The sequence below is a fragment of the Mucilaginibacter sp. P2_A4 genome (assembly GCF_056405015.1).
Window position 1 is genome coordinate 119665 of sequence record NZ_JBFUCX010000001.1, and the last position, 17071, is coordinate 136735.

General features: G+C 43.3%; 12 protein-coding genes. 6 read left to right on the forward strand and 6 right to left on the reverse strand.

Annotated elements, in window-relative coordinates:
- Positions 1–11: 11 nt before the first annotated feature.
- From AC1DYB_RS00395 to AC1DYB_RS00410, 4 genes are all read left to right on the forward strand, one after another.
- The gene (locus AC1DYB_RS00395) at positions 12–2975 is read left to right on the forward strand and encodes a discoidin domain-containing protein (RefSeq protein ID WP_477431454.1); all 2964 of its coding nucleotides are present in this window, start codon (positions 12–14) and stop codon (positions 2973–2975) included.
- Between the two features lie 123 nt (positions 2976–3098).
- Positions 3099–4340 carry an L-fucose:H+ symporter permease gene (gene fucP / locus AC1DYB_RS00400; protein ID WP_477431456.1) on the forward strand — a complete coding sequence of 414 codons (1242 nt, stop codon included), beginning with the start codon at positions 3099–3101 and terminating at the stop codon, positions 4338–4340.
- A 142-nt stretch (positions 4341–4482) separates the two neighbouring features.
- Positions 4483–5508 (forward strand): LacI family DNA-binding transcriptional regulator, encoded by a 1026-nt coding sequence (locus AC1DYB_RS00405; protein ID WP_477431458.1) that lies wholly within the window; start codon positions 4483–4485, stop codon positions 5506–5508.
- A 224-nt stretch (positions 5509–5732) separates the two neighbouring features.
- Positions 5733–8090, forward strand: a complete 2358-nt coding sequence (locus AC1DYB_RS00410; protein WP_477431460.1) for an alpha-L-rhamnosidase-related protein — start codon at positions 5733–5735, stop codon at positions 8088–8090.
- Positions 8091–8306: 216 nt separating this feature from the next.
- Here the strand turns inward: AC1DYB_RS00410 and AC1DYB_RS00415 are convergent, their stop codons facing one another.
- The 3 genes from AC1DYB_RS00415 to AC1DYB_RS00425 all read right to left on the reverse strand — a co-directional run bounded on the left by AC1DYB_RS00415 (position 8307) and on the right by AC1DYB_RS00425 (position 11737).
- On the reverse strand, positions 8307–9296 hold the full coding sequence (locus AC1DYB_RS00415) for an aldo/keto reductase (RefSeq protein ID WP_477431462.1): 990 nt from the start codon (positions 9294–9296) through the stop codon (positions 8307–8309).
- 64 nt (positions 9297–9360) lie between these two features.
- Positions 9361–10221 carry an AraC family transcriptional regulator gene (locus AC1DYB_RS00420; RefSeq protein WP_477431464.1) on the reverse strand — a complete coding sequence of 287 codons (861 nt, stop codon included), beginning with the start codon at positions 10219–10221 and terminating at the stop codon, positions 9361–9363.
- A 418-nt stretch (positions 10222–10639) separates the two neighbouring features.
- The gene (locus AC1DYB_RS00425; RefSeq protein WP_477431466.1) at positions 10640–11737 is read right to left on the reverse strand and encodes a WD40/YVTN/BNR-like repeat-containing protein; all 1098 of its coding nucleotides are present in this window, start codon (positions 11735–11737) and stop codon (positions 10640–10642) included.
- A 240-nt stretch (positions 11738–11977) separates the two neighbouring features.
- On the opposite strand from AC1DYB_RS00425, the gene AC1DYB_RS00430 reads away from it, so the two are divergent.
- A complete protein-coding gene (locus tag AC1DYB_RS00430) occupies positions 11978–12868 on the forward strand; it encodes a winged helix-turn-helix domain-containing protein (protein WP_477431468.1) in 891 nt (296 codons plus the stop codon).
- Between the two features lie 540 nt (positions 12869–13408).
- Here AC1DYB_RS00430 and AC1DYB_RS00435 read toward each other — a convergent pair.
- On the reverse strand, positions 13409–14860 hold the full coding sequence (locus AC1DYB_RS00435) for a PQQ-dependent sugar dehydrogenase (RefSeq protein WP_477431471.1): 1452 nt from the start codon (positions 14858–14860) through the stop codon (positions 13409–13411).
- Between the two features lie 305 nt (positions 14861–15165).
- Positions 15166–16110, reverse strand: a complete 945-nt coding sequence (locus AC1DYB_RS00440; protein WP_477431473.1) for a hypothetical protein — start codon at positions 16108–16110, stop codon at positions 15166–15168.
- Positions 16111–16474: 364 nt separating this feature from the next.
- Here AC1DYB_RS00440 and AC1DYB_RS00445 point away from each other — a divergent pair, with 364 nt between their 5' ends.
- Complete coding sequence (locus tag AC1DYB_RS00445) at positions 16475–16627, forward strand: hypothetical protein (RefSeq protein ID WP_477431475.1); 153 nt, start codon at positions 16475–16477, stop codon at positions 16625–16627.
- Positions 16628–16807: 180 nt separating this feature from the next.
- On the opposite strand, the gene AC1DYB_RS00450 is transcribed toward AC1DYB_RS00445, so the two are convergent.
- On the reverse strand, positions 16808–17035 hold the full coding sequence (locus AC1DYB_RS00450; protein ID WP_477431477.1) for a hypothetical protein: 228 nt from the start codon (positions 17033–17035) through the stop codon (positions 16808–16810).
- Between the last annotated feature and the right edge of the window lie 36 nt (positions 17036–17071).

Consider the following 17071-nt stretch of genomic DNA (forward strand, 5'->3'; position numbering starts at 1 on the left):
ATCACCCTATAATGCCTTTAAATTTCCCCAAAGCTTTAAAAAGATCCCTTTTGATGATCTGCGTTGCTGCCTTCACCGGCGCATCGGCGCAGAATCTGGTTTACCTCAATAGCTCAAACCCGCAAACCAACTGGAAAGTGAAAGCCCAGGCCGAAGTAGGCGCCGATAGCGCCAATATTTACAAACCTGGCTACAATGTTGCTAACTGGGTTAAGGGAGTAGTGCCCGGTACGGTGTTTAATGCCTACGTGGTGGCCGGCCTGGAAAAAGATCCCAACTTTGGCGATAATATTTACAATGTTGATAAGGCCAAATACGACCGTAACTTTTGGTATCGTACGGAGTTCAGCATTCCTGCCGGTTATACTAAAGAAAAGATCTGGCTTAACTTTAAAGGCATCAACCGTAAGGCCGAGATCTACCTCAACGGTAAACAAATTGGCATTTTGGATGGCTTTATGCAACGCGGTAATTTTGATGTTACGGGTTTAGTCAGCAAAAGTAGCTTAAACGTTTTAGCAGTATTGGTATATTGCCCTGCTAATCCTTTGGTTAACTATGCCAGTCCCACTTATATTCCAAGTGCCAGCTGGGATTGGATGCCATATGTACCGGGATTAAACTCGGGCATAACCGATAATGTTTACCTCAGTAATACAGGCAGTATCACTATCCAGGATCCCTGGATCAGGACGGATTTGCCGACCAATGCCCGGGCCGACGTATCTATCGCGGTAGGGGTAAAAAACAGCACCTCAAAATTTCAAACGGGTACATTGAGCGGTACTATCCAACCCGGTAATATAGCATTTACGCAAAAGGTATTTGTAGGCGCCAACAGTACCGCAGAAGTGAAGCTGGATAAAAAGCGTTTTGAACAACTGGCCATTAACAGCCCCAAACTATGGTGGCCAAACGGTTATGGTGAACCCAACTTATACACCTGCAAGCTAAGCCTTAAACTGGGCGATGAGGTATCCGACAGCCAGATCATTAAATTCGGCATCAAAAAATACAGTTACGATACCGTGGGCAATGTATTGCATGTGTTGGTGAACGGTACCCGCGTGTTTTTAAAGGGTGGCAACTGGGGGATGGCCGAGTATATGTTGCGCTGCCGTGGCAACGAGTACGATACCAAATTGAAACTGCATCGGGAAATGAACTTTAACATTGTGCGTAACTGGATAGGATCGACTACTGATGATGAGTTTTACGACGCCTGCGATAAATACGGCATGATGATATGGGATGATTTTTGGTTAAACTCTATCCCTAACCTGCCCAACGATGTGAACAACTTTAATGCTAACGCGATAGAAAAGATCAAGCGCTTCCGTAACCATCCGTCGATAGCCATTTGGTGTGGTGATAACGAGGGTACACCCATGCCACCGCTTAACGGCTGGCTGGCCGAAGATATCAGCAATTATGACGGTGGCGACAGGCGTTATCAACCCAACTCGCACGCGGGTAGTTTAACTGGCAGCGGCCCATGGACAAATTTCGACCCGCGCTGGTATTTCAGCAGGTTCCCTAATGGTTTTGGTGGTTCGCCGGGCTGGGGGCTGCGCAGCGAGATTGGCACAGCAGTATTTACCAATTACGATAGCTTTAAAAAGTTTATTCCTAAGGATAAACTATGGCCGCGAAACGAGATGTGGAACCTGCATTTCTTTGGCCCATCGGCAGGCAATGCCGGTCCTGATAGGTATGATGAGGGGATTAACAAACGCTATGGTACAGCAACCGGCATCCAGGATTATTGCCGCAAGGCGCAGCTGCTTAATATAGAAACCAATAAGGCGATGTACGAGGGCTGGGAAGACAATATGTGGGAAGATGCATCGGGTATCATGACCTGGATGAGCCAGTCGGCCTACCCGTCGCTGGTATGGCAAACCTATGATTATTATTACGACCTGACAGGTGCCTACTGGGGCGCCAAAAAAGCCTGCGAACCACTGCACATTCAATGGAACCCGGTAAATAACTCTGTTAAGATAATTAACACTACCGGCAGCAACGTAAGCGATTTAACGGCCGGTGTAGAAGTATACAACAGCGATGGCAGGCCGGTAAGCGATTATCATCAAACCAAACAGGTGGATGCTATCGCCAACACGGCAGTAAACTGCTTTACCATCAAATTTACAGAGGAACATACCAACCTGGCTTTAAACAAGCCTACCGTTGCCTCATCATCAGAAAACATGGAGGCTGCTTTAGCAACCGACGGCAACAGTGGCAGTCGCTGGGCTAGCCGGCAAAACGATAATGAATGGATCTATGTAGACCTGGGCAGCGAAGAGGTAGTGAACGGCGTAAAACTTAACTGGGAGGAAGCTTACGGCAAAGCCTTTAAAATCCAGGTATCCATCGATGCCAAACAATGGCGCGATGTGTATGATACCGAAGATGGCCACAGCGGCGTACAGCAGTTTACTTTTGATGAAACTAGGGCCCGCTATGTAAAAATGCAGGGTGTACACCGTGGCTCGGGCTGGGGCTACTCGCTTTGGGATTTTGAAGTGTATGGTGGCGAACCAAAAAGTAACGGTTTAAGCGATGTGCATTTCATCAAACTAAAATTAACCGATAAAGCAGGCAAACTGGTATCCGATAACTTTTATTGGCGCGGCAACAAACGCACCGATTTTACAGCGCTGAATAACCTGCCCAAAGTGAGTTTGAAAGTAAACTCAAAGGTAACCAGGGCAAATGGTAAATATTACATCAATACCACCATAACCAACCCGGCATCATCTCCTGCTGTAGCCTTTGCCATAAGGGCACAAGCGGTGAGGAAAAGCAACGGCGAGCAAATACTACCTGCTTTAATGAATGATAATTATTTCAGTTTGGTGAGGGGCGAAAGCAGAAACATCAAAATAGAGTTTGATGCCGATGTATTGGGTAATGATAGCCCGGTGCTATTGGTTCAGCCCTACAACGATCCTATAAAAGCAGAGTAATGTTAAACAGCCAAAGCCGTTCATTAAATCCGTGACCAAAAATAAATCGATTTACTGCTGTGTATTTACAAAGATTTCGATTAATTTACCGCCACCAATAGAAAAACTGATTAAACCTATATAATGAGCACCCTGCCAAAATTTACCGAACGCAAGTACCTTGTGGTATTGATATTTGTAACCTCCCTATTTTTAATGTGGGGTGTATCCATGACGCTTGGCGACGTATTAAACCGCCATTTCCAAAATGTATTGCACATCACCAAATCCCGGTCGGCATTGGTGCAGTTTTCTATCTTTGGCGCTTATTTCGTGATGGGCATTCCAGCAGGGATGTTTATGAAAAAATTTGGTTATAAAAGTGGTGTACTGATGGGATTGATCCTTTATTCCATAGGTGCATTCCTGTTTATACCTGCGGCCAATGCCGAATCATTTACATTTTTCAGAGTAGCCTTATTTATACTGGCCTGTGGAATGGCAACGCTTGAGACAGTTGCCCATCCATTTATAGCATCCCTGGGTGATCAACGTACCAGCGATCAGCGTATTAATTTTTCGCAGGCTTTTAATGGCGTGGGTGGGGTAATCGGTCCGGTAATCGGCAGTTATTTTATATTAAAGGCAGGGCAGGAGCATTCCAATGATCTTGTATCTGTAAAACAACTTTATATCATTATCGGCTCGGTTATAGCAGTTGTAGCTATCCTTTTTTCGTTACTCAAAGTTCCGCCGTTGACGGATCCGCATATTATTTCAGATGATTCTTACGCCAATGATTCATTGCTTAACGTAGATGAAAAAAAGATAGATATCAGGCCCCGTCATTTCCTTTTTGCTGCCATAACACAATTTTTTAACGTGGCTGCGCAGGGTGGTACCTGGGCATTTTTCATTAACTACGGCCACGATGTAATGCATCTATCAGATGAGCATGCAGGCTATTATTTTTCCTTAAGTATGGTGATGATGATCATCGGGCGTTTTGCGGGGACCTTCCTGATGCGGTTTATAAAACCTTATAAGCTGCTTGCCACATTTGCGTTCTGTAATATTATCATGTGTATTATTGTTGCGCAAGGTTTTGGCTGGCCGTCATTCGTCGCGTTGCTGTTTATCAACTTCTTCTTCAGCATTATGTTCCCAACCATATTTAGCTTGGGCATAAAAGATATGGGGCCGCATACCCAACTGGCATCATCGCTAATAGTGATGGGCGTAGTTGGAGGTGGCTTATTCCCTTACTTTATGGGCCTTATTGCCAACCACAACGTGGCAACCGCTTATTATTTGCCTATTATTTGTTACCTGGTTATATTTGCCTTCGGGTTTAGCTACCCACGGCTGAACAAGCGGGCGGCATAACAGCAAAATATTATTATGGTAGTATTTTATCAAATTATTGTTTAGTTAATCGATTTACCAATAAAATAAATCGATTAACTATTAATGTTATAAATACAATCAACTATATTGCCCTTATATTTGAAATAACTAATATAAACGGGTGAAGAAGAAATTATCTATTGTTGATATCGCAAATGCGTTAAACGTATCAAAGACTACGATATCGTTTATTTTAAATGGCCGCGCCCAGGAAAAGCGCATCGGTGCCGAACTGGTTGAAAAGGTAATGAAATACGTGGCCGAAGTAGGGTATAAGGCAAACTCGCTGGCCAAAAGTTTACGCACGGGTAAATCAAATACCATTGGATTGATGGTAGAGGATATCTCTAACCCCTTCTTTGCAAGTATTGCGCGCTTAATTGAAGATCGTGCTTATAAAAATGGCTACAAGATCATTTATTGCAGTACTGATAACGATACCCAGAAAACCCAGGACCTGATCAATATGTTTCGTGACAGGCATGTGGATGGTTACATTATAGCCCCGCCCGAAGGTATTGAGGAAGATATCGAATCGCTGATTAAAGATGGCATGCCCGTGGTGTTGTTTGACAGGCACCTGCCCAACGTAAGTACCGATTTTATAGAGGTAGATAACCTTTTTAGTACTTATAATGCCACCAGGCACCTCATAGATCAGGGCTTTAAAAATATTGCGTTTGTAACCTTTGCCTCGCACCAAACACAAATGGTGGATAGGGTGAAAGGCTATCAGGATGCTATTAATGGCGGAGGCCTGGAGGCAACCGTTAAGGAGATTGTTTTTAACCAGGACGAAGCGCTTATCATGAATCCGCTGCGTGATTTTATGAAAGCAAACCCTCAGCTTGATGCCATCCTTTTTGGTACCAACCACATTGGTACCTGCGGGCTAAAGATAATGCAGGAGCTGGGTAAAAAAGCACCGACTGATATCGCTGTTATTTCCTTTGATGATTACGATGTTTTTGAACTTCATTCGCCCCCGGTAACCGCTATATCGCAGCCGGTAGAGGAAATAGCCGATAATGTGATCAGTGTTTTGTTAGAGAAACTGAACGATAGCTCAGCATCCACCAAGCCGCAATCAATTATTTTGAAAACCGATTTAAAGATCAGGAACTCGTCATTGAAAAGCGTCTCATAAACTATAACGATTATCCTCAAATTCGGCTTAAATAATATCAAAATCGTAAGTTCTATTTTGTATCCGAATTATCATTTTATAAATTTTTTCTGTACCTGATGATGATTAAAACCATTATCAGGTATTTGTTTTTTGGGCAAAAGGAATAATTATATGCTAAAACGATTTATTTTGGTTTTAAGCTAATAAAGTTATATTATTGCCTTACCAATAACATAACCACAATGAAACTTTTCTATTTTACTTTATTAATCGTCATGACTTTGTCGCCGGCAAAATATGCCTGCGCGCAATCTTCAGTTCCTAATGTTGCCCCGAGGCAATGGAATGCGCAATGGATAGCTGCACCCGGCGATAATGGAATTAGTTACGGCGTTTTTTATTTTAGAAAAGACATTGATCTTGCCATTAAACCTGCAACTTTTATGGTGCATGTATCGGCAGATAACCGTTATAAATTATATGTTAACGGCAAGCTGGTATCATTGGGGCCGGCAAGGGGCGATACCTATTATTGGAATTACGAAACGGTTGACCTGGCTCCATATCTATCTGCGGGGAAAAATACGATAGCTGCCCTTGTTTGGAATGAGGCCCAATACAGTCCCGCAGCGCAAATTAGTGTACGCACAGGTTTTATTTTACAGGGTAATTCGGCAACAGAAGAAATATTGAACACCAACACTACCTGGAAGTGCATCCGTGATAATGGTCATCAGCCTATACCGGGCTACTTTTTTGCTGCCAGCAAAGGCGAAATGGTAGATATGCGCCTGGCAGTTAAAGGCGATTGGACAGCTGTGGGCTATGATGATAGTGCCTGGTTCGGGGCAGATAAATTGTCAGAAGGGAAACTTAAAGGCACGGCCTGGGGTATAGATTGGGCGTTGGTGCCTTCATCACTGCCCCCAAGGGAAATGACCTATCAGCGCCTCTTAAAATTGCGAAGTGCGGTTGGTATAAGCGTTCCCTCAACGTTCCCTGGAACGAAGACCCAGGTAACTATCCCTGCAAATACTACAGTTTCTTTATTGCTTGATCAAACCTTTGAAACAAACGCTTATGTAACTTTAAATTTTAGCGGTGGCAAAGATGCTGGAATATCGCTTGGTTACGCCGAATCACTCTATGCAAAAGGCAGCAAGGGTGTTACTAAAGGTAACCGGAATGAGGTAGAGGGAAAGGAGTTTGTAGGGAGGATAGACAGTGTGATAGCAGATGGGAGCCAGGGGCGATCATTTACAACGCTCAACTTCCGCACTTATCGCTATATCAGGCTGATTGTAAAAACCAAAAATGAGCCGCTGGTTATCGATGACCTCTATGGCACTTTTACGGGTTATCCTTTTAAACGTACCGCGATATTTAATACAGATAACGAAGAAATTAAACAGATGTTGGATATAGGCTGGCGTACAGTAAGACTTAACGCATGGGAAACTTATACGGACTGCCCGTATTATGAGCAGTTGCAATACATTGGTGATACCCGCATACAGGCTATGATATCATACTACAATACCAGTGATGACCGGCTGGCGCGTAATGCGCTCAACCAGATGGATCATTCGCGCTTACCCGAAGGCGTAACCAGTAGCTGCTACCCATCAAAAGGCACACAGGTTATATCAACATTTTCGTTATGGTATATCTGTATGTTGCATGATTACTGGATGTATCGTGGCGATAACGATTTTATTAAAAATAAACTGCTTGGCGAAAGAGGCGTGCTGGATTTTTTCAGCAAATATCAACAGGCCGATGGCTCTTTAAAAGACACCCCATATTGGGCCTTTGTTGACTGGGCAGGCAACATGTGGGGCGAGGTTAAAGGCAGCGACGGCAGCGCGGCTATTTATGATCTGCAGCTGCTATGGGCATACCAGTGGGCGGCGGAAATGGAAGCCAAAATAGGTTTAAAGGATTACGCTACACTATATAATCAAAAAGCCGCACAGCTAAAGGCTACTATCCAGCGCAAGTACTGGGATCCGGTTAAAAAAATGTATGCTGATACTAAGGAAAAAAATGGGTTTTCACAGCATGTTAATTCTTTGGCGATACTTACCGGTATGGTGAGCAATGCTGACATGCCTGCTGTGGCTAAGGAGTTGCTTAATGATAAAAGTTTAACCCAATGCTCAGTTTACTTTAAATATTACCTGAACCAGGCACTGGTAAAAGCAGGTCTGGGTAATGATTACATGGACTGGCTGGGCATATGGCGGGAGAACATACAAATGGGTTTAACCACCTGGGCCGAGTATTCTGACGTTAACACTTCCCGTTCTGACAGCCATGCCTGGGGAGCCAGCCCTAACATTGAGTTTTTCAGAACGGTTTTAGGTATTGACAGCTATGCGCCTGGCTTTGGTAAAATAAAAATAGAACCCCATTTGGGAACATTAACTACCATTAGCGGCGAAATACCTCATCCAAATGGCAAGGTGGCCGTTGGTTATAAATTTGAAAAAGGTCGGTGGCTAATAGATATCAATTTGCCCAAGGCAACCACCGGTATACTGGTGTGGAAGGCCAAACAATACATGCTGAAAGCCGGAAATAATTCTTTTGTGATTTAGCGGGATAAGATGAATTAAAAGGCCTTAGGGCAAACTGCTACCCAGTTGCAGGAAGCGATTTATCCGCCTGTCAATTGAAATTGCCTATTCATTAAAGCCGGCAATTAAGATTAACCATGCCATCGGTTTGGCAACTAAATTATCGATGACTTTTAAATAAATCATCGATAATTTTTCGCCGGGCCTAAATAAATATAAAAATCAGAAGATGATCCTTTATTTATTTAAGGCATTCAAAAACCTTTCCGGGTATCGGGTACCTGAAACAATTCCGGCAGGCATAATTGCTTCAATGCTTTGCAGGTCGTCGCTTGTGAGCCTGACGTTTTCGGACGCAATGTTTTCTTCCAGGTATTTTATGCGTTTGGTGCCCGGTATGGTTATAATATCTTCACCCTGGGCCAGTACCCAAGCGATGGCTAACTGGGATGGGGTGCAGCCTTTTTCGTCAGCAAGCGTTTTGATTTTTTCTACCAGCTGTAAATTTTTGTAAAAATTATCGCCCTGGTAACGGGGCATGTGCATGCGGCTATCTTTAATATCTTCGGGCGTTTTGAATTCTCCACTCAAAAAGCCACGGCTCAAAGGAGCATAGGCAACCAGCCCAATACCCAGTTCGCGGATTGTCGGGAGGACTTCAGCTTCAATATCCCGGCTCCACAAAGAGTATTCGATTTGCAAAGCCGTTATTGGATGGACGGCAGCCGCCTTCCTTACACTCTCTGCCGAAGCTTCAGACAAGCCAATGTAACGAATGATGCCTTTCTGAACAAGATCGGATAGCGCTCCGATAGTTTCTTCTATGGGCACCTTTGGATCTACCCGGGCAGGTGTATAAAGATCAATATAATCCGTTTTAAGGCGGCGAAGACTGTAAAGAACAGCATTTCGTAAGTAATCAGGATGGCCATTTACGGGCCCGGGACCCATTGATCCGTTAGGTCCGGGGGCTACCAGCTGGCCGGTTTTTACAGAAAGAAATGCTTTGTCACGTTTGCCTTTGATGGCCTGGGAGATCAACTCTTCATTATGTCCTGTAAGGTAATAATCGGCGGTGTCTAAAAAATTGTGTCCAAGTTCCAGGGCTTTTTCTATAGTGGCGATAGCGTCTGTATCATTGCTTTGTCCGTATGCTCCGGACATACCCATACATCCTAAACCTACCGCTGATACCAGTGGTCCGTTTGTTCCCAATTTTCTGTTCATGGTTTGATATTTTATTTCGAACAAAGGTCAGGAGAACATCGGCAAAGGGCCCGGACAAAACGAATTACTTCCCTGACAAATCCTGAACGAACATAGCTATTGTTTTGCCAGTTGTTTTTTTAAATAAACGGGCGAAGTAGTCCGGATCGTTGAAACCGAGTTCAAAGGCCAGTTCCTTGATTGAGGAGCTTTCAGCATAGTAAAGACGCCGTTTGGCTTCCAGTATTAATCGATTAGTGATAAATGCTTTGGGAGAAAGGCCGGAGTGGCGCTTAACGATCTGGTATAAACCGTTGGTGTTAACGGCGAGTTCTTCAGCGATAGCTGCGACTGCCGGCTGACCGGTAAGATTGTTTTCTACAAAGAGTTTGAAACGGATGTATTTCGAGAGTTTGTCGTCTGCAGGGTTTTTGTCTGCTGCAAAATATGCCATATTGATCTCAGTCAAAAGGCTATTGAGGTGCGCCAGGATTAGCTCAGGATCAGTGTCCATTTCGCTTAATAACTCGCGCAGGATGCCGAAAATAGCGCTCAACCTTACAGCGGCGACTGGGTTAAACCCGATTTTTTGCCTGTTAAATGGGTTGATAAGAAAGGGATATTGTTTTGGCAACAGGGAAAGGCAGTGTTCATCAAAACCGAGTTTAAAATAGTCATTGCCGTGGCTTTCGGCCGGCAACTGGTGCATTTGGTGTGGCAGAATGAAAAGCAGTTCGTTGCTTCCAACCTCGAATTGCTGAAGATCGACACTGTGTTGGGTACGACCATCCAGTATAAAAAGAAAGAAGTAATACGTTTTGCGGTGGGTAAGACCGAATGGCGCGGCGATCTCAGGAGAAAGATGGCCGAAGGAGGGAGAAACCAGGCGAATCGAAAGTTTTTTATTTTGTTTAAATGGGTCCAGATTGAATTCGCCGTTTTGCATATAGTAAATGTAAACAAGCCGATGTGTATTTGTTTTTCTAATGCAAAACAAATACTTATTTCATCATCCCCCAAATTTTCGGACTGATCCTAATCTGTTTTCAAATCACTGCAATAATCAGATCGGTAAATAATAATCGAGCGAGCTTTATAAAATAGTGTATGCAGATACGTATGTGATGTAAAAAGAAAAGCTGTAAGTAGTAAACTTACAGCCTTATAGTACGTAGTGCTGTACTCATGACGATACAGATTTCCAAACACTTTATTGAGGATTTTGAAATTTTAATGCGTTTAATTGTTTAAAACGGTAATTTTGAATAAGCCGGCGGGAAGAATATCCAAACGTTTATTGAATATAAAACTGATATCGCTGACGGCCCTTTTTTATGAATTGTATTACAGGGCTTTGGAGTTTTTCAACACCCTTTATTTGGTAGGGCATAAATCACGTTGCCTGAAACAGATAAATCGAAGCCTCTATTTTCTATAGAAGGAAGTAACAGTTTCCATGTTTTGCCCATATCAGATGACCGGAATATACCATCTGAGCGACCACATATTAAATATTTACCCACTTGTTTGATTGATAAAATATTCAACGAAGATTGACGTCCGCCTATTAGGTTGATTAATGAACTATTCCAGGAAGGCTGAAGTCCTTCTCCTATATCATTCCAGGTTTTTCCACTATCCAGTGAAATGTGTATTGTGTTGGTTTGGGTTATGATGTTGTAGGCTATAGCAGCAAATCCTCCATCAATACGTTCCACAGCGATACCAGCACCCCCTTCATTAATAACACGATCCCAGTTTTCACCATCATCGGTCGACCTTAATACCCCCGTTGTGCTGGCAGCCAGGAGTACACCGTTTGACTCTACCATTTTCATTACCCAGCCTCCAACATGCACATATTTCCAGGTTTTTCCACTGTTAGTGGATTTATAAAAGGCATTGTTGGAGCCGATGAAAACTGTACCTCCCGTAGTTTCAAAAAAGCTGGATACTTGTTTCTCTTTATAATTCTTGTACATCCAATCTATCGTTCCGTTTAGGCGTACGGCTTGCTCTTGAAAGTTTGTGTACATGGGCGACCAACCACTATTTCCGTTTATTTTTTTTAAAAATTGTCCCCTGAAATTATATGCAAATATCCCATTCCTGCCAGGGGCAATCTCACGCTGTTCACCAGTGAAAATCTCTTTTGTCCAAAAAGAAGTTGTGGAATTTGGTTCACTGTGATAAACCCCATTGCCAGCACGTACATAGAGCCCACGGTCATTTGCAAATAAACCATGACTCCACACACCTGTTCTCTGCAAATTTTCAGGCAGCCCTTTGCTAATGTCCTCCCATGTTTGTCCGCCATCAGTGGATCTGAAAACGATGTTTTCAAGCCCTGATTTAGTCCCTTTTGTTGTTTTCTCCCCTGCTTCCTTTTCTTTTAGCACAAAAGAATTTAGCAGAAATAATACCAGGAGGATAGCCGGAACAAATACAAATAATCTTTTCATTTTTTTAAATTTAAAGTAAAACATATTGATTAGTAATTAGCGGAATTAGCAGGTCGGGCAATACACCTAAAATCTGCCCTCCTTTACTTTTAAAATCAAATAATCAGGCAGGACAAAACGTTTCTTTTATTTTTCATATTCTATCAAAATTGATTCAGCAAATCTACTTTGATGTTTTTCGGCTTGAGAGATGTGGATTGTAAATAAAAATGTAAACTTTGTAAATAAATTGCAAATATTATGTTTGATAGCCGAAATCTCCTCTCCGGGAAACGCAAGTACCTGTGCGGATTAATATTGCTCTCGTTTATCTCTGTAATCTGCGCGGCTCTCAGTATGATCGGCAGTGACGACTTTAATATCGCCAGAAGGGAAGTTTTGCTCCGAAAGGTCGGAGATGAGCTGCTCTTACAGTCGGGCGACATTACATCAAGAGTGCTCCCGGTAAAAAAGATCGCAGAAAATGAATACCAGATCAGGTTTGAGAATGAGCTTACTTTTCAACCGGACTCCCTGGTGAATACTACCCGGCGTTTGTTGGCCAAAGACCCGCTCGCATATGATTATGTTGTCAACGTTCTGAACTGTAGCAACGCCAGTGTTGCCTATGGATTTGCTATATCCGGAAGTAAAAAAGATGATATTGTGGCGTGTAAAGGAAGAAAGCAACCCAGAGCATGTTACATGATCAATATTAAATTCAAACCGGCGGGCATAAATACCGCAAAGAATGGATATCTTTTGGGCAGCCTGCCATTTTTAGCATTTGTTGGTTTTGTTTTGTTGAGATCTGTTAAGCCGCGGAGCGCTTTACCTAAAGGTCAGTTTACAACGTTACTAACTATAGGCTCAGTGTTGTTTGATGCGCAGAAACGGCAGTTGATAATAAATAAAAAGACCATAGACCTGACTGGAACTGAAACGCGTCTGTTGCTCATTTTCGCGATGTCTCCTAACCAGACAATAGAGAGAAGCCGGCTGCAAAAAGAGATCTGGGAAGATGAAGGGGTTATTGTGGGGCGCAGCCTGGATATGTTCATATCAAAACTTAGGAAAAAACTGGAACCTGATCCGAATATCAACATTGTTGTTATACGCGGCAAGGGATATAAGCTTGAAGTTAGCGCTTAAGAAGAATATTAGAATTCAACTTGATCCCCAAATAAATACTTATTTCATTATTTCACAAATCCTCGGACTGATCCATAATCTATCGGATTAACAATAAGTTAGCGCGTAAAAAAAACGGAAAAGATTGCAAGCCATTGCGATCTTTCCCGTTCAGTACTCTTGACGATACAGATTTCGAATCAATTTGTTAATGACCTGGAGCTGTTAGTGCGTAGGGTCTCGTCCGCTTTTGGCTGACAGTTTTGGCTGCTTAAAAATTTATTAACATTACTTATTCTATTTTAATAAATCAATTGTGATTGCTTTCGTCTTGAATAGGGAAACTCAAAGAATTTTCTATATTTCAACCAGCTTTTCCTCTTTTTGCCAGTCGTCCTTTTTTTGTTAGTATTTAACTTCAAACCTGAACAACGCCCTGTTTTTTCTGTCTTCTGTTCTTCCTGTTTTTGACTAGCGGTTTAGTGAATAAACCGCATGCAGATGCATGTTTTCTGGTGGCCGCAATCGAAATCAAGGTTTAAGTACCTGAATTGCACGTTATCAATGACTGGTCTTTTTAATTGAGTGTTTACGGTTATGCGCGTAAATGTATTCGGTCAACCTCGAAATATCTGCTTTACTGATGGCGCCGTTCCATGACGGCATACCTTTGTTCATAATGCCATTGGTAATGTTGCGGTTAATGGACGCTTTATCTGCCCCATGGAGAAATTTGCCTGCGGCGAGGTTTGGCGTGCTGCCGATTTTGCCCTGTAACCTGTCGCCATGACAACTGGCACACAATTGTTGAAATAGCGTGGCTCCTGTTCTTGCAGCTATTGGTTTGGTATTTTGCGAAGCAGTTGTCAAGAGCTTTTGCCCCTCTATACCAGTATTTCTGCTTCCCGCAGGACGCATACGTAATAACATATCGAAACCAGGCCTGTGCTTACCTTCAACCGGGTCTTCCTGTGAAGTGGAAAAATAGATATATCCGTCAGAACCGGTTGCAATCGATCTGATCCGGCCGTATGTGTTTTTCAGCAGCATCTCTTCACTGGCAACCGTATCGTGATGAAGTGTTACGCGCAATATACCCTCACCTCTCAGGCAGGCTATTAACAAATTGTTTTTTAATTGCGGAAAAGCACCTGCGGTATAAAACAAGGCTTCTCCTGGTGCTATCGAGGGTGTAAACTCTGCCAGCGGCGAATGCATACCCTCGCGCTTTTCCCGGTGATGAATAATAGGCCAGCCGTAATTATCCCCCTTTTTATCAATGTTGATCTCATCGCCGCCAGTTGGGCCATGTTCAGTGTTGAACAGCGTGCCGGTGCCGGGTTCAAATACCAGTCCCTGTACATTACGGTGTCCATAGGTCCATATTTCTTTTTTTGCGGTATCATTTTTAAAGAAAGGATTATCTGTAGGAATAGTGCCGTCGTCGTTAATGCGCAACACCTTTCCGTTATAGTACTTCAAATCCTGCGCCCGTATGGGCTGGTCGGCATCGCCTGTAGTCACCCATAATTTATGGTCTGGACCAAAAACCAGCCGGCAGCCGGTATGATTTTGATTGGCAGGCAATCCGTCGATGATGATCTTTGGATTGATCAAGGTGTCATTCATGAACTCATATCTCACAACTTTTAGGTTCATAGCATCAGCAGTCCCATAGTCATGCGCCAGGTAAACAAAATGATTTTGGAGAAAGTCAGGGTGGATGGCCATTCCCAACATGCCGGTTTTATTGCGCAATGGTATATTGTGTACCACGAGGATCGGCTTATCCCTCAGTTTACCGTTGCGAAACAAACGCACCCGTCCAGGCCGCTCCGTAAACAGCAAAGATTTATCGGGTAAAAACACGATCTGCCATGGTACAACAAGATTTGACGCTAAAGTATCAATCACATAACCTTTATCGTCGCCTGCCTGATGACCGCTACGTTGACTGCAAATGAATAATACAGGGATGGCCAGCAGGCCTAATATCATTAGGGTCTTTTTCATAAACGGTAGTATTTGTCCTAAAGATAAGTGATTACCAATTATAGTAAAAACTGGCCAGGACCACGGCGGGGAATTTGTACTAAACCTGATATTGACCGAAGCTAAATATAAAATCAGGAACAATATTTACCTAAAAACCTAATAAAAGTATTCAAATATCACAGTATGTAGGCCTGGAAAAGGCAGGACAAGGCACAAAAGCAATGCTTTTTATTTCCTGTCAAAACAGATTGTTACAAGTAATCGGCCAAACGAAATCGATCATTCGCCACTTAAACTCGTTACCGGATTTGCCAGCTCCGCTTTTAATGTCTGGAAGCTGATAGTATTGTTTTTTTACCAACAATATACTTTTCCCATATATAGTCAGTCAGTGGTTTCAGCTTCCTCTCGGTGTGCATCGGATGAAACCCATCGGCGGTGTAGAATTCTACCACATTATCTATTTTTGAATACCAGACACTTCCCAAAGATTTCAGGGTGATCGTGTCGGGTGTTGTAATCTTCCTGAAATGAGTGAGTCTAAGCGTGTCCAGGGCATATACCGGGATATCTCCTGCTTTTTGGTTACAGGAAACGGACTGATAATGGTCGCCCGTCCAGTACATACATTTCTCCTGCCCGGCCGGGTTAATTACCATGTAAACTCCTCCGCCTGCGATGGTCATCATGAGCAATAATATGATCGCGTTCCTGAGTTTGGGTACCGGTATTGTTTTGACGTGCAACTTGTTTGGTTCGAATATTGGCTGTACATCATCAGTTTCATACACCCCGATCATTTGAATCCCCTTTGGTTGTTCGGCGAAATTAAGGGGAACTGATGTAACCGGCTCCTGCTCTGGCTCGTTTTGTTCCGGGTCAACTGTGTGTTTACCGTCGGTGTCCGCAGATCGATAGGAGAAATCCCACCTGTAGGGCCTTGCGTTAAAATCGATCAGCCAGGCCAGCAACTCAATATTTTTTTCATCTGTTTCAGCTGTATTACCCTTCAGGTAATTATCCAGGGGTTTAAACTTGTCTGCCTCAAATTTTCGTATCGTCCGCATGTACGCGGCTTCATTTTCCTGCGATCCAAAAAATATTTTGAGTATCTCCTCATCCTTTTGCCGATATCTTTCATTGAACACCGCCACACATTCTGCCCGCAGCTTAGCCGGAGTAGAGTGCAATAAATTCGGCGAAAGCTGATGGTCGGCTTTTATTTTGTGATAGGTCAGCAGGACTTGTGATTGGTAATCAGTAAACATTCCAAAACAATTTAAGGTAAAGCTAACGGAATTCTCGGAATCCTCAAGGAATTTCCGGAATCCCGCCGGAATGATCGGAATTTCCGGAATCCATTGCCGGTAAGCGATTTATGCCGCCCTACATTTGCTTCAGAAATCAGTAACAACCTGCATTGCTGGCAGGGTTTGGTGCACCAGGCAGGTTTCATTAAAAGCAGAGAAAGCGGATGCCGTCAGCCGGCTTGGGAAGCAGTTGCCGGCCTCCGCGATCAATGCCCACACTTCCCAAAAAAGGTAAGAAGCGCTTCTTACGCGGTTTGCAGTATGGCTCCCAAGTGGTTTGTCGGACCGCTGCAGGATTTATTCACCCTTAAATTTTTTGAAAATGTTTACCCTGTTTTTTACACTCTTTCTGGCTTTCGCATGCCCTGCACATAATCAAGGCCACCATAATAAAAATAACACCGGTACAGTGACTACCGCCACCACGGATACCGGCGGCGATAACGGACATCTTCCGCCGCCCCCAGGCAGTTAAATTTCATAGACAGGCAGGCCCCGGCTTGCCTGTCTTTTTATTTGATCATCTGGTGGAAACACAGGTCGTAAAAGCCGATAGACTCTCGGAGCTGGTGCTTGATATCATTGTCAATAATGCCGGATTTTCGATGGTGACTCCAATCTTATAGGACTCTTCGTTGATGGCATTGGTTTTCAGTCAGTTGTAAATATTTCGGAAGCCTCCCGCCGCTTTGGTCTGCAGTAATTCGATCTTTTTGATTCCGTGCTCCGAGTATTTGTTCAGCGTCTGTGCTACCAGGTCAGTCACCGTCAGCAGAATTTGTATACTCCCATTATTATTGATAATGCGCCTGGTAATAAATCCACTAACTGCAATGGTCTTTTGCACCTGCAATTTATTTCTTATCAGCGGTGGGATCAGCATAGTAAATTTTACCTTACTTTTTACTGGCCAACCCGG

Bases quoted from the DNA above. Each gene is read 5' to 3' on its own strand.
- AC1DYB_RS00445 (WP_477431475.1), top strand. From the start codon at position 16,475: ATGTTTACCCTGTTTTTTACACTCTTTCTGGCTTTCGCATGCCCTGCA.
- AC1DYB_RS00435 (WP_477431471.1), bottom strand. From the start codon at position 14,860: ATGAAAAAGACCCTAATGATATTAGGCCTGCTGGCCATCCCTGTATTA.
- AC1DYB_RS00415 (WP_477431462.1), bottom strand. From the start codon at position 9,296: ATGAACAGAAAATTGGGAACAAACGGACCACTGGTATCAGCGGTAGGT.
- fucP (WP_477431456.1), top strand. From the start codon at position 3,099: ATGAGCACCCTGCCAAAATTTACCGAACGCAAGTACCTTGTGGTATTG.
- AC1DYB_RS00425 (WP_477431466.1), bottom strand. From the start codon at position 11,737: ATGAAAAGATTATTTGTATTTGTTCCGGCTATCCTCCTGGTATTATTT.
- AC1DYB_RS00395 (WP_477431454.1), top strand. From the start codon at position 12: ATGCCTTTAAATTTCCCCAAAGCTTTAAAAAGATCCCTTTTGATGATC.
- AC1DYB_RS00430 (WP_477431468.1), top strand. From the start codon at position 11,978: ATGTTTGATAGCCGAAATCTCCTCTCCGGGAAACGCAAGTACCTGTGC.
- AC1DYB_RS00450 (WP_477431477.1), bottom strand. From the start codon at position 17,035: ATGCTGATCCCACCGCTGATAAGAAATAAATTGCAGGTGCAAAAGACC.
- AC1DYB_RS00440 (WP_477431473.1), bottom strand. From the start codon at position 16,110: ATGTTTACTGATTACCAATCACAAGTCCTGCTGACCTATCACAAAATA.
- AC1DYB_RS00410 (WP_477431460.1), top strand. From the start codon at position 5,733: ATGAAACTTTTCTATTTTACTTTATTAATCGTCATGACTTTGTCGCCG.
- AC1DYB_RS00420 (WP_477431464.1), bottom strand. From the start codon at position 10,221: ATGCAAAACGGCGAATTCAATCTGGACCCATTTAAACAAAATAAAAAA.